Origin of the sequence: Psychroserpens sp. AS72 (assembly GCF_038900375.1) — a bacterium.
Lineage (GTDB): Bacteria > Bacteroidota > Bacteroidia > Flavobacteriales > Flavobacteriaceae > Psychroserpens.
Genome location: NZ_JBBMRC010000001.1, coordinates 148,101 through 161,512, shown reverse-complemented (window position 1 = coordinate 161,512; position 13,412 = coordinate 148,101). Strand labels below are relative to the sequence as shown.

Here is a 13,412-nt window from a genome sequence, read left to right as displayed (position 1 = left end):
TTATATGTGTGGAATTGTAGGCTATATTGGCCATAGAGAAGCTTACCCAATAATTCTCAAAGGGTTAAAACGCTTAGAATACAGAGGTTATGATAGTGCAGGAATTGCACTTTACGATGGTACTGATATTAAATTATCTAAAACGAAAGGTAAAGTTGCAGATTTAGAAGAGCGTCTTGAAAAAGAAATCACTACTAATGGTACTTTAGGAATTGGGCATACACGTTGGGCAACACATGGTGTGCCAAATGATGTTAATTCACATCCACATTATTCAAATTCTGGGGATTTAGTAATCATTCATAATGGTATTATAGAAAATTATGAGTCTCTAAAGAAAGAATTAATTACTCGAGGTTATACTTTTAAATCTGACACAGATACTGAGGTTCTTGTCAATCTAATTGAAGACGTTAAGAAAAAAGAAAACACAAAGTTAGGTAAAGCTGTACAAATTGCATTAAATCAAGTTGTAGGTGCTTATGCTATTGCTGTTTTTGATAAAAACAAACCAAACGAAATTGTTGTTGCTCGACTAGGAAGCCCACTTGCCATAGGAATTGGAGAAGATGAGTTTTTCATAGCTAGTGACGCATCACCTTTTATTGAATACACCAAAAATGCTATTTATTTAGAAGATGAAGAAATGGCAATTGTACGTCGTCATAAAGGTGTGAAAATTAGAAAAATAAAAGATGACTCTCTAGTTGCTCCTTACATTCAAGAACTTCAATTGAATCTTGAACAAATTGAAAAAGGTGGATATGAGCATTTTATGCTTAAAGAAATCTATGAACAACCAAGTGCGATTTTAGATACTTTTAGAGGACGATTATTATCAAATGAAGCTATTATAAAAATGGCTGGTATTGAAGATAATATGAAAAAATTCCTCAATGCTAATAGAATTATTATTGTTGCGTGTGGTACATCTTGGCATGCTGGCTTAGTAGCAGAATATATTTTTGAAGACTTAGCTCGTATTCCTGTTGAAGTTGAATACGCTTCAGAGTTTAGATATAGAAACCCAATAATAAATGAAGGTGATGTAGTTATAGCTATTTCTCAATCTGGTGAAACTGCAGATACACTTGCAGCTATAAAACTTGCTAAATCTAAAGGCGCATTCGTTTTTGGAGTTTGTAATGTTGTTGGTTCTTCTATTGCTAGAGAAACTCATGCAGGTGCATATACGCATGCTGGACCAGAAATTGGAGTTGCATCAACAAAAGCATTCACAACCCAAATTACTGTACTCACATTAATTGCACTTCGTTTAGCAAGAGCTAAAGGAACAATTTCAAGTTCTGATTTTAGAATGCATTTAATCGAATTGGAGTTAATTCCAGAGAAAGTAAAAAAAGCATTAGAGTCTGACGCTTATGTCAAAACTATTGCAGCAATCTATAAAGATGCTAAGAATTTCTTATATCTTGGAAGAGGTTTTAATTTCCCAGTAGCCCTTGAAGGCGCACTTAAGCTTAAAGAGATTTCTTATATTCATGCTGAAGGATATCCAGCTGCAGAAATGAAACATGGTCCTATTGCTTTGATTGACGAAAACATGCCTATTGTTGTAATCGCTACTAAAAAAGGGCATTATGAAAAAGTAGTTAGTAATATTCAAGAAATTAAATCAAGATCTGGTAAAATTATTGGTATCGTTACTGTTGGTGATGAGCAAGTAAAAAACTTAGCAGATCATGTGATTGAAGTTCCAGAAACTATAGAATCTTTAACACCTTTGTTAACGACAATACCATTACAACTTTTATCTTATCATATAGCACTTATGCTAGGAAAAAATGTAGATCAACCTCGAAACCTTGCAAAAGCAGTTACGGTAGAATAGTTGAATCTTAATATTTGTTAAAAAAAATGCTGAAAATGTGAAATCCATATTTTCAGCTTTTTTTTTTATCAATCACACAAAAAATACATTCATTTATTGTTAAAAATTACTATGCACGCATAATTTTTTTGCTTTTTTTCATTTCAGTGTCATTAAATTATTTATATTGCTTTACTAAATTTAACTAATTCTCTAAAATGAAAACAATTTTCAAGATTATGATGCTGTTTTGCTGTGCTCTAACTTTTGCACAAACAACAACAGTAAAAGGTAAAGTCATCGATAATAATGGTATTCCATTACCAGGTGCAAATATCATTGTTGTTGGAACAACTACAGGTACAATTTCAGATTTCGATGGTAATTATACTTTAGTGGTAAACCAAGCACCTCCTTTCTCTATCCAAGTAAGTAGTGTAGGTTTTGAAAGTGTAACAAAAGAAATAACAACAAATCCACAAACTGTTGATATCACAATGACAGAAGGTAGTGCGCTTGATGAAGTCGTTATTTCTGCTTCTAGAACTCCAGAACGTATTTTTGAATCTCCTGTTACAGTCGAGCGATTTGGTCTTAAAGAAATTAAAAACACTGCATCTGCAGATTTTTATGATGGTTTAGAAAACCTAAAGGGTGTTGATGTCAATACAAACAGTTTAACATTTAAATCTGTAAACACAAGAGGTTTTGCAACATTTGCTAATAACAGATTCATGCAATTAGTTGATGGTATGGATAACTCTACACCTGCATTAAACTTCCCTATTGGAAATTTAGTAGGTATGGTTGAAACAGATGTTCAAAGTGTTGAATTACTTCCTGGTGCATCTTCTGCACTTTACGGAGCAAATGCCTTTAATGGTATTTTATTCATGCGAAGTAAAAACCCTTTTGATCATCAAGGTATTAGTGTTTCCTTAAAACGAGGTATTACTTCTCAGGAAGCAGCTGGAGATAATGAATATACAGATATAGGTATTAGAATGGCCTATAAATTCAGTGATAAGTTTGCTGCAAAAGTGAATTTTGGTTACTTACAAGGAACAGATTGGCAAGCAACTAGTGAGGTCGATAAAGACTTAGAAGGAGGAACTAGAGCTTCAAACTTGAGTTACAATGGAGTTAACGTCTATGGTGATGAAGTTGGAGCAAACATAAAAGATGTTGCATTAACGCTTGAAGGTTTAGGTATACTACCAGCTGGTGCAAATGCGCTAGTTCCTTCAGAAAGAGTTACTAGAATAGGTTACAATGAGCGTGATTTAACCAATTATAATGCTGAAAGTATAAAAGCAGATTGGGGATTATACTATCGCCCAATTGAAGATAATAATTTAGAGATTTCATATGTTGGTAAAGTGGGAACTGGAACTACAATTTACCAAGGTTTAAATAGATATAATATTAATGGTTTTTTCCAAGAACAACATAAATTAGAAGTAAGAAATGATAATTTCTTTGTAAGAGGATATGTTGTGGCAGATAATGCAGGAGATTCTTATGACATGGTATTTACAGGAATTCAGATTTTAAATGATTGGAAACCTCATGCTACTTATTTTGGAGAATATACTGGTGCCTATGTTCAAGCGACCTTAGGTGGAGCTACAAATGAACAAGCACATGCCATTGGTCGAGCTACTGCAGAAACAGGTCGTTTTGAACCTGGAACGCCAGAATATGATGCAGCATTTAATAAAAGTGTCAACGACCCTAACCTATTAACTGGTTCTAAATTTCAAGATGCTTCTAAATATTACCATGGAGATGCAAATTATAACTTTAGTCACTTAATTGATTTTGCTGAAATTCAAGTTGGTGGATCTTATAGAAAGTACAGTCTTAATTCTGGTGGTACAATTTACACAGATACAGATGGACCAATTGATTATTCAGAATTTGGTATGTATACTCAAATTCAAAAAAACTTAGACTTAAATGAGAATATGGAATTGAAGTTAACAGGATCTGTACGTTATGATAAATCCGAATTTTTTGATGGCTTTCTTTCTCCAAGAATTTCTGCAGGTTTAACTGTAAATAGAGATCACAATATTAGAGCTTCTGTTCAAAAAGGATTTAGAAATCCAACCACTCAAGATTTATTTATAGGATTAGATTCTGGTCAAGGATTCTTAGTAGGTTCTGCGCCTAGCAACCTAGATCGTTGGTCTAGAAATTTAGCTGTTTCTGGTGCAGGTCAAGCGCTTGGACAACCAGCAACTGTTAATCAAACTGGTGCTGCTCCTTACACTAATTCTTATTCTGCAACTTCATTAGAGAATTTTGCAGCTACAGGAGACCCTAACGTATTAGAGGTTGCAAATTCTTCTTTGGTAAAACCAGAGCAAGTAACTTCTGCAGAAATAGGTTATAGAGGTAAAGTCAAGAAATTTATTATTGATTTAAGCGTTTACTATAACAGTTACAAAGATTTTATTTCTCAAGAGCGAGTTGCTGCACCACTTTACGGTACAGCAGGTGATGGCTCATTATCAGTCTTAGCAATCGTTAATGGTGATTTCCAAGGCTACAGCGCTTATACAAATGCTAAAGCTGAAGTAAATTCTTATGGTGCAGCTATTGGAGTATCTACAAAGGTGTTTGGAGATTTTGATTTAGGTGGAAGTTATACTTACGCTAAACTAGATTTCGATCAAGAAAAGTTTCCAAATTTCACAACCAACTTTAACACTCCAGAGCATAAGTTCAAAGCTAATTTTGGAAATACAGACTTATTTAAAAACTTCGGATTTAATATTGCATATAGATTTAGTGATGATTATTTCTGGGAAGCTACTTTTGGAAATGGTGTAGTACCTGAGTTTCATGTTTTAGATGCGCAACTTAATTATAGAATTCCTAGTTTAAAATCACAATTTAAAATTGGTGCCACTAACTTAACTGGTGACGAATACTTCACCGCATTTGGTACTGGTAATATTGGATCTATGTATTATGCATCATGGACTATTAATAACTTATAAAAATTACAATAATGAAAACTATAAAATATATATTACTTTCTGCAGTCCTTATCGGGTTTACAGCCTGTAACGATGAAGAAGATTATGAAATTACAGAACCAGAAGTTGTACTTCCTGAATTGTCTGCTGGCTCTGCAAACTTTTCAAAATACGTGTCACTTGGAAATTCTTTAACAGCTGGTTATACTGATAATGCATTATTTATAGCAGGTCAAGAGAACTCTTTTCCAAATACGTTGTCTCAAAAATTCGCTCTTTTAGGTGGTGGTGCTTTTACGCAACCACTAATGAATGACAATTATGGTGGATTAATTGCTGGAGGACAAGTAGTTGTTAATCCTATGACAGGTGATACACTTTTTAAACCAAGACTAGTATTTGGAGGTGCAGGACCTGTAGCTTTAGAAAGTTTAAATCCTTTAGCTGTACCAACTACAGATTTCGCATTAAATAACCCAACTGGACCTTTTAATAATTTAGGTGTACCTGGAGCATTGAGTTTTCACTTATTAGGAAATGGCTATGGTAACTTAGCGAATTTTCCTGCTGCTGCAAATCCATACGCTATTAGAATCGCTGGAAATACAGATGCATCAATTATAGAATTAGCAATGGATCAAACGCCTACATTCTTTTCATTATGGATTGGTAATAACGATGTACTAGGTTATGCGACCTCTGGAGGAGCTTCTGGATCATTAACAGATCAAGCTACTTTTGATTTTGCATACGGTACATTAATAAGCACATTGACATCTCAAGGCGCTCAAGGTGTCGTTGCTAATATTCCAGATGTAACTACAATACCATATTTTACAACTGTACCATTTGCACCATTAGATCCAACAAACGAAGATTTTGGACCATTAATCCCAACTTTAAATGGTGTTTTCGGTCAATTAAATCAAGTATTTGCATATTTAGAAAGTCAAGGCGTTCCAAATGCAACTGATCGTCAAATTGTTTTTTCTGAAACAGCTGCAAGTCCAGTAGTAGTATTTGATGAAGGTTTAATGAATTTATCTGCTCAAATCACAGGCGTATTAAATGCAAGTCCAACTTTTCCTGCTTTTGTTCAATCATTTGGACTTCCAGCAGAAGCAGCTGGAGATGTCGCTACTTTATTCGGTCTTATTTATGGACAAGCTAGACAAGCTAATGCAGACGACTTATTAGTGTTGCCAAGTGCATCAATAATTGGAGAAGTAAACGAAGGGTTTGCAGCATTTTTAGAAACTCAAAATTTACCTCCTGCTCTAGCAGCTCAATTTGCTACTGAAGGTGTAACACTTCCTTTAGAAGACAAATGGGTATTATTACCTGCTGAACAAGCAGAAATTGCTATAGCTACTAATGGTTTCAATTCAACTATTTCTGCAACTGCTAGTCAAGCTGGATTAGCTTTTGTTGATGCAAATTTGTTATTAACGCAATTAGCTAATGGTGGTATCACAACTGGCGATTTCACATTAACATCTAATTTAGTTACAGGTGGTGCATTCTCTTTAGATGGTGTACATCCAAATGCAAGAGGTTATGCTCTAATTGCTAATGAATTTATGAGAGCTATTGATGCAACTTACGGTTCTAATTTTGAAGCGTCAGGTAATTTCGTAGATGTTGGTAATTACCCAACTAACTACTCCGAAAATTTGCAATAAAATAAAGACAAATTACATACTTAAAACACCCTCTTTCTTAAGCTAAGAAAGAGGGTGTTTTTTTTATACTGAAAAAAGCCAAAAAATAGACTTTATTTTTAAATTAAAAAATATATCTTTGCAGCGCGAAAAACGAATGTTTTTTCAATTGAAATATCTAAACATTAAACACATAAGTAATGTCAAAAGTTACAGGTAAAGTTGCACAAATAGTAGGTCCAGTTATCGATGTTGAATTCGGAGCTGGTGCTGAACTTCCAAAAATCTATGATTCTTTAGAAATTAAAAAAGCTGATGGATCTCTTTTAGTATTAGAAGTACAATCTCACATTGGTGAAGATACAGTTCGTACAATTGCGATGGACTCTTCTGATGGTCTAAGCAGAGGAACTGAAGTTAATGCAACTGGAGCTCCTATTCAAATGCCAATTGGCGGAGATATCTACGGACGTCTTTTTAACGTAATTGGAGATGCCATTGATGGTTTAGGTGATTTACCTAAAGCTGGAAATGCTGGTTTACCAATACACAGACAAGCACCTAAGTTTGAAGATTTATCAACTTCTACAGAAGTTTTATATACTGGTATTAAAGTAATCGATTTAATTGAGCCTTATGCAAAAGGTGGTAAAATTGGTTTATTTGGTGGTGCAGGTGTAGGTAAAACAGTATTAATTCAAGAGTTGATTAACAACATTGCAAAAGGACACGGTGGACTTTCTGTATTTGCTGGTGTAGGAGAACGTACTCGTGAGGGTAATGATTTACTTCGTGAAATGTTAGAATCTGGAATTATCAAATATGGTGATGACTTTATGCATTCTATGGAAGAAGGCGGATGGGATTTATCTAAAGTTGATAAACCTGGAATGAAAGATTCTAAAGCAACTTTCGTTTTCGGACAAATGAATGAGCCTCCTGGAGCTCGTGCTCGTGTAGCACTTTCAGGATTAACTATAGCAGAATATTTTAGAGATGGTGCTGGTGACGGACAAGGAAAAGATGTACTTTTCTTCGTAGATAATATCTTCCGTTTTACTCAAGCTGGTTCTGAGGTATCTGCACTATTAGGTCGTATGCCTTCTGCAGTAGGTTACCAACCAACATTAGCAACTGAAATGGGTGCAATGCAAGAACGAATTACTTCAACTAAAAAAGGATCTATTACATCTGTACAAGCGGTTTACGTACCTGCAGATGATTTAACCGATCCTGCTCCTGCTACAACCTTTGCTCACTTAGATGCAACAACTGTATTATCTCGTAAGATTGCTGAGTTAGGTATTTATCCTGCAGTAGATCCATTAGATTCTACATCACGTATCTTAGCAGCAGATATTTTAGGAGATGAGCATTACGATTGTGCAACTCGTGTTAAAGAGTTATTACAACGTTATAAAGAATTACAAGATATTATTGCCATCTTAGGTATGGAAGAATTATCTGAAGAAGATAAAATGGCTGTAAACCGTGCACGTCGTGTACAACGTTTCTTATCACAACCTTTCCACGTTGCTGAGCAATTTACAGGTCTTAAAGGTGTTTTAGTTGATATTAAAGAAACAATTACAGGATTTAACATGATTATGGATGGTGAATTAGATCACTTACCAGAAGCAGCGTTTAACCTTAAAGGAACTATCGAAGAAGCTATTGAAGCTGGAGAAAAAATGCTTGCAGAAGCTTAAACCTAGTAATCAGTCTTCAATTAAGCAGTTAGCGATAAGTGACTGTATTTTGAATACTAAATACTAAATACTTAAAAATTATGCTTTTAGAAATTGTATCACCGGAAGCTACATTGTTTAGTAGTGAAGTAGACTCAGTAGTTGTACCAGGAATTAATGGTGAGTTTCAAATGTTAAACAATCACGCTCCTATTATTTCATTATTATCATCAGGTACTATTAAAATTAATACGCACACACAATCTCATTTAGTATTTGATGAGCTACATGCGTCTGTTATACCTCACAATGATGACAATAAGGTTTTAACTGTGAAAATTAATTCTGGAACAGTTGAAATGAAAGACAATAAAGTTATTGTATTAGCAGATTAATTTTTTCTTCGGAAATTTAAAATATAAAAAACGTCAAACTTAAAGTTTGACGTTTTTTTCTTTATATATGTTTTTTCTATTCCATCTGAATTATAAGAACTCGTATTTTCAATAACCTCAAAAACATTTTCACGAATTACTTAGCAATACAACCTAAGGTGTTTACTTACGGATGCTTCACTAGTTTGCTTCGCTCAGATGTTCTTTTTGGCTAGTCAAAATAATTAAAATAAACGATCCTAAGTGGTTTCTATGTACACATAGACTAGCAATTGATTATACATCTTGTTATGCTTTTGTTATTTGTTTTCAATTATATATTGTTCAATTAGATTATTTAATGTTTTTGCCTTTTTATATAAAGCTAGTCTTACCATATGCGAATTAATTTCCCATGACTTCATCTTACTAATGTTCTCAATTAAGATTGGTTTAATAGCACTAAAATTTGGCCCTTCAAGAAACGTTAACTTTGGTGGTCCTGTATTTGCATTCCATCGGTCATCAAAATTGGGTTCGATAAAAGATGAATTATTATAATAGTGCTGATTTCTATCATTAAAAATAATGATTTGAGAATTATATAAACTCTCTTGTTTGACGACTTCTTCAAAAAATCTATAGTATTTCTGAATTGAATTACTTATCGTGTCTGATTGAATTAAATTTAGCTTTCCTGAAGATTTTAAATTTTCAAATTGTTCTGACCTTCTAACCAGCTAAGTCTGCTAGTTGTACGCAGATTTGATATTATTACTTGTTTTTTGATAGAAAGTTTGTGGAATTAAAAGTTCTTACCAAGGATGTATAGGCATCAAATTTAATTGTATCTCTAACGAAATGCGCTTCTAGTTCATCGATGTCATCATTTAGATTAGACTTAATTCCTATTAAATAGTCTAATTCTAATTTTTGATTTTGTCTTGATTGATTCCAATTATTTATCTGTAATGCAATTAAAATTCCGATAACCACAAGAACAATTTCTCCATATTGCATATTTAAAATACCTACCAGCTGGCAAGGCAGGCTTTCCAGTTTTATTTTTTTCCATAAGGTCGTATCGTATTTTTCTAAAGAATTTAATCATTGTTTAGTGGTTATTCATTATGAAACACAACATCTTCATTTATGGTTTGCTTCGACGGTTCACTTCGTTCACTTGTTACGCCTACAATATCAAAATACAGATTGGCTAAGTCTAAGTTATTAAAAGAAAACAAACCAGAATATAGAGTACATATCGAGATAATTAATTATAAACATTGTTATGCTTAGTACTTATTTCGTTTTCTTAGTTTTTTTACATTCTTAATCATTTTTCCAAAGTCTTTGTCCTTCTTTTTCTTTTCCTCAACAGTAGATTCATAAAAGGTTCTTTCTCTTTCCATCTTTTGAAAATTATTATAAGAATCTAGATCGATATGTTTATTTTCAACCGCATCGAGTATTGCACAACCCTGTTCTGTTATATGTGTGCAGTTCTTGAATTTACAACTTTGAGATAATTCAATTATTTCATCAAATGTAATTTCAAGTCCAGCGGAAGTATTAGTGATACCAATTTCTCTCATTCCAGGATTGTCGATTATAATTCCACCATTTTCTAAAATAATTAATTCTCGATGTGAGGTAATATGTTTTCCTCGATCAATACGCTCACTTATAGAACCTGTATTCATAAGTTCTTTACCTGATAGCAGATTTAGAAGTGTTGACTTTCCAACTCCAGATGAACCTAGCAAACAATAAGTCTTCCCTTTTTTTATAATTGCTTTTAATTCATCTAAACCAACACGAGATTGGTTGCTTATTGCAATTACAGAAATAGTTTTGATTCGTTCTTTTATTTCATTGATATATCTGTCTAATGTTGGCTCATCTATTAAATCTATTTTACTTAAAATAATGATTGGTTCAACTTTAGAAGTGTTGCAAATTGTTAAATACCGTTCTAAGCGATTAATATTAAAATCTCTATTTACTGATTGAACAATTAGACCATAATCAATATTAGTAGCAATAATTTGAATTTGCGCAGATTTTCCAACTGCTTGTCTTTCAATAATGGAATGTCTAGGGTAAATAGCATGTATTAACGCTTTATTCTCATCATATTGGGAAATTGCAACCCAATCTCCTACAGCTGGCAAATCGTATCTGCTTTGTGCAGTAAACCTTAAATTACCTATAAGTTCAGCTTCAAATTCTGTAGACTCTGTTTTAACAACATATCTATCTTTATGTTCCAATATAACACGACCAACATCAAATGACTTATTTATTTGTTCTTTTCGGAATGTATCTAAACTCGTATTATAACCTAAATCTTCAAGTTTCATTTCAGGTGAATTAACTGTATGAACACAACGTATTCTTGTATAGCTAGTTGCATTGGTAATAACTAAGTTAGCAAAAGAAAACGAACCAGAAGGAAATCCGTAGGATTTTCTAAGTATACGCAGACTGAGCAATTGGTTATGCACGTTGTTGGCTGCGGTTACTTATGTTTCCAATTTGTCAAGATATCAGCTATTTCTTTTCCAACCTCTTTTTCCAAACGAGTTGATAATTCTGTGTCAGAAAGTATTTCGTTTTTGCTTAAATCTGTATTAATCAAGAAATTGAGAAGCTTAATTAAAATATCGCTTTTACCGGAATCAATTATTGACTTTGCGTTTTGATAGAATTGCATTTGATACCATTCATAGTTTTGAGGCGTCAGTTTTTGAACATATTTTTCTTCAAAGTCTTTGAGTGTTTTATATTCAGCCATTCTATCTCCAGATTGTATTACAAATTCTGGATAGGTATCCATTAATTCATAAGAAGAATTAGATTTCTCTTTTATAAAAGAATACATACTCAATGTGGCAAATAATTCTTGTAACCACTTTCTTTGCGGTTTAGTCCCTTCTTTAAAATGATAAAGATGTGCTAATTCGTGAATTGATAAGGTCTCTCGGTAAAAGAGATCTAAATCAATATTCTCTCCGTAAACTGGTTTTAATGAAGTCCAATATTGTTCAGGTAATTGAGTAACCATTTTTTCTACTTCTCGCGAAACAACAGACTTATCTAATCCAAGTATTATATTTCCATTCCCAGCTTGAGGTAAACCAGGTGGTGGGAAATATGCGTATTTACTCCACTCTTTATTTTCAATGAATAAAACAGCAAAGTCTAAATCTGTTTGAAATATTTTGTCAAAGTACAATTTAGCATTGTTCAGGTTTTTCAGAGTTTCTGCTGTAGTTTTTATAGAATTATTTGAGACCAAAGTTTTAAAAGAATAATCTGTTTTTAATTCTATTAACCCACTATGAATAGAAGTGTCAATCCAAGTTTCTTGACCTTGCATCTGTATTGTTAAACAACATATTAAAACTGCAATCAGATTCGTTAAAGTTGATTTTTTCATAGTTCTGTTTTAATTGTTGCCAACATGTTCGTGTGAGGTTTACTTCACCAGTTCGCTTCGCTCGTGTGTTGCATTGGTAATAACTAAGTTAATAAAAGAAAACGAACCAGAGGGAAATCTATAGGATTTTCCGAGTAAACACAACATTAGCAATTAATTATACACCTTGTTAGCACTAGTTTTATTTCTTTTTTACGAATTTAATTCCAAGTATTATTAAGATTACTATCAAAGCAATAAAAAATATACTGGTTGTGGTGCTTTTTATAACTGAAAAAGTATTGGTTGCATTAACTGTAGTCTCTGTCAAATCTGGATAACTGTTCAACATTGTGATAATCCCAATATTTTCCAGATAATCCGCGATTCCCGCAATTATTGGTAACAGAGAAAGGTAGGTAAAAGGGGATTTGAGTTTGTTTAATTTTTTTAGAAAATATGCCAAAAGCAAAGAATAGGTCAGTCCAAAAAGTAGCGGATAAATCATATCCACAGGTATTTGGTTAGTTAAATAAATTTCACGTCCATTTTCACCAAGTGTACTAAATAATTTATTTACATAGTCCTGATTATATCCCGTTGGCAGCATATCCAACAATTTCATTCCGTTGGAGAATCCCATTGTCTTTGGAATCGTAACCAGTAACATGAATAGATAAACAACATTGGTCAGTATAAAAAGACCCAATATTTTTTTTCCGGAAGTGTATTTTTCTAGGATTTTACCGAATCGGTTCATTGTTTTTCAAATTAGTGCTAACGTTGTTGTGTATGGTTTGCTTCACCAGTTCGCTTCGCTCGTGTGTTGCGTTGGCTAGAACTAAGTTAATAAAAGAAAACGAACCAGAGGGAAATCCATAGGATTTTCCGAGTATACGCAGACGAGCAATTGGTTATGCACGTTGTTGTGCATTCGTTTTATTAAGGTTAAATATTTCTAATATCTTTAATTTATTTTCTTTTGATGCATATAGCCTCTATAGTTTGATGATTAATATTATTTATAACTTCCTGTTCAAAAACATTGAAAGTTATACCTCTAATAAGTCTAAATTTATAAATCTGATTTTCTTCCTGATAATGAAACCATCCAATTTTTTCTAAATCCATTAAACTATCATTAATGCTTATTTCGTTTCTGAATTTGCCTGAGTAATTGTTATATGCACATATTTGATTCGTTCTTTTGTTAATGGTATCATACCATATTTTTATATCAGGTAATGTGTAAGTGTAATAACTATGAAGTGTGTCAATTTTTACCTCTTTTAAATTGTCCAGCTCACTTTTTGTTAGAGAAAGAGAATATTTTCCAATCCTTTTGCCTTCAATAATTCGTAAATCAGATTTATCTACTTTATTACTGCATGATTGAACAATAATTAACACTAATATGATTAAGAGTGTTGTTGTTATATGTTTCATTAAT

General features: G+C 32.9%; 10 protein-coding genes. 5 read left to right on the top strand and 5 right to left on the bottom strand.

What is annotated here, in order from left to right; translation table 11 throughout:
• Nucleotides 1–4 precede the first annotated feature (4 nt).
• The 5 genes from glmS to WNY78_RS00675 all read left to right on the top strand — a co-directional run bounded on the left by glmS (nt 5) and on the right by WNY78_RS00675 (nt 8,562).
• Complete coding sequence (gene glmS / locus WNY78_RS00695; protein WP_342871254.1) at nt 5–1,852, top strand: glutamine--fructose-6-phosphate transaminase (isomerizing); 1,848 nt, start codon at nt 5–7, stop codon at nt 1,850–1,852.
• Between the two features lie 197 nt (nt 1,853–2,049).
• On the top strand, nt 2,050–4,839 hold the full coding sequence (locus WNY78_RS00690) for a TonB-dependent receptor (protein ID WP_342871253.1): 2,790 nt from the start codon (nt 2,050–2,052) through the stop codon (nt 4,837–4,839).
• A gap of 11 nt (nt 4,840–4,850) precedes the next feature.
• Nucleotides 4,851–6,500 (top strand): G-D-S-L family lipolytic protein, encoded by a 1,650-nt coding sequence (locus WNY78_RS00685; protein WP_342871252.1) that lies wholly within the window; start codon nt 4,851–4,853, stop codon nt 6,498–6,500.
• A gap of 179 nt (nt 6,501–6,679) precedes the next feature.
• Nucleotides 6,680–8,188 carry a F0F1 ATP synthase subunit beta gene (gene atpD, locus WNY78_RS00680; protein ID WP_342871251.1) on the top strand — a complete coding sequence of 503 codons (1,509 nt, stop codon included), beginning with the start codon at nt 6,680–6,682 and terminating at the stop codon, nt 8,186–8,188.
• Between the two features lie 80 nt (nt 8,189–8,268).
• On the top strand, nt 8,269–8,562 hold the full coding sequence (locus WNY78_RS00675) for a F0F1 ATP synthase subunit epsilon (RefSeq protein WP_342871250.1): 294 nt from the start codon (nt 8,269–8,271) through the stop codon (nt 8,560–8,562).
• A 753-nt stretch (nt 8,563–9,315) separates the two neighbouring features.
• Here the strand turns inward: WNY78_RS00675 and WNY78_RS00670 are convergent.
• The 5 genes from WNY78_RS00670 to WNY78_RS00650 all read right to left on the bottom strand — a co-directional run bounded on the left by WNY78_RS00670 (nt 9,316) and on the right by WNY78_RS00650 (nt 13,408).
• On the bottom strand, nt 9,316–9,561 hold the full coding sequence (locus tag WNY78_RS00670; RefSeq protein ID WP_342871249.1) for a DUF6090 family protein: 246 nt from the start codon (nt 9,559–9,561) through the stop codon (nt 9,316–9,318).
• Nucleotides 9,562–9,836: 275 nt separating this feature from the next.
• Nucleotides 9,837–10,904: a ribosome small subunit-dependent GTPase A gene (gene rsgA, locus WNY78_RS00665; protein ID WP_342871248.1), complete on the bottom strand. Its 1,068-nt coding sequence runs from the start codon at nt 10,902–10,904 to the stop codon at nt 9,837–9,839.
• Nucleotides 10,905–11,062: 158 nt separating this feature from the next.
• Complete coding sequence (locus WNY78_RS00660) at nt 11,063–11,983, bottom strand: hypothetical protein (protein ID WP_342871247.1); 921 nt, start codon at nt 11,981–11,983, stop codon at nt 11,063–11,065.
• A gap of 181 nt (nt 11,984–12,164) precedes the next feature.
• Nucleotides 12,165–12,722, bottom strand: coding sequence for a hypothetical protein (locus WNY78_RS00655; RefSeq protein ID WP_342871246.1), 558 nt, complete (start codon nt 12,720–12,722; stop codon nt 12,165–12,167).
• Nucleotides 12,723–12,934: 212 nt separating this feature from the next.
• Nucleotides 12,935–13,408, bottom strand: a complete 474-nt coding sequence (locus tag WNY78_RS00650; protein ID WP_342871245.1) for a hypothetical protein — start codon at nt 13,406–13,408, stop codon at nt 12,935–12,937.
• Between the last annotated feature and the right edge of the window lie 4 nt (nt 13,409–13,412).

Excerpts from the sequence above, each read along its gene's own strand:
- WNY78_RS00660 (WP_342871247.1), bottom strand. The coding sequence starts at position 11,983 with ATGAAAAAATCAACTTTAACGAATCTGATTGCAGTTTTAATATGTTGT.
- glmS (WP_342871254.1), top strand. The coding sequence starts at position 5 with ATGTGTGGAATTGTAGGCTATATTGGCCATAGAGAAGCTTACCCAATA.
- WNY78_RS00655 (WP_342871246.1), bottom strand. The coding sequence starts at position 12,722 with ATGAACCGATTCGGTAAAATCCTAGAAAAATACACTTCCGGAAAAAAA.
- WNY78_RS00690 (WP_342871253.1), top strand. The coding sequence starts at position 2,050 with ATGAAAACAATTTTCAAGATTATGATGCTGTTTTGCTGTGCTCTAACT.
- WNY78_RS00675 (WP_342871250.1), top strand. The coding sequence starts at position 8,269 with ATGCTTTTAGAAATTGTATCACCGGAAGCTACATTGTTTAGTAGTGAA.
- rsgA (WP_342871248.1), bottom strand. The coding sequence starts at position 10,904 with ATGAAACTTGAAGATTTAGGTTATAATACGAGTTTAGATACATTCCGA.
- atpD (WP_342871251.1), top strand. The coding sequence starts at position 6,680 with ATGTCAAAAGTTACAGGTAAAGTTGCACAAATAGTAGGTCCAGTTATC.
- WNY78_RS00670 (WP_342871249.1), bottom strand. The coding sequence starts at position 9,561 with ATGCAATATGGAGAAATTGTTCTTGTGGTTATCGGAATTTTAATTGCA.
- WNY78_RS00650 (WP_342871245.1), bottom strand. The coding sequence starts at position 13,408 with ATGAAACATATAACAACAACACTCTTAATCATATTAGTGTTAATTATT.
- WNY78_RS00685 (WP_342871252.1), top strand. The coding sequence starts at position 4,851 with ATGAAAACTATAAAATATATATTACTTTCTGCAGTCCTTATCGGGTTT.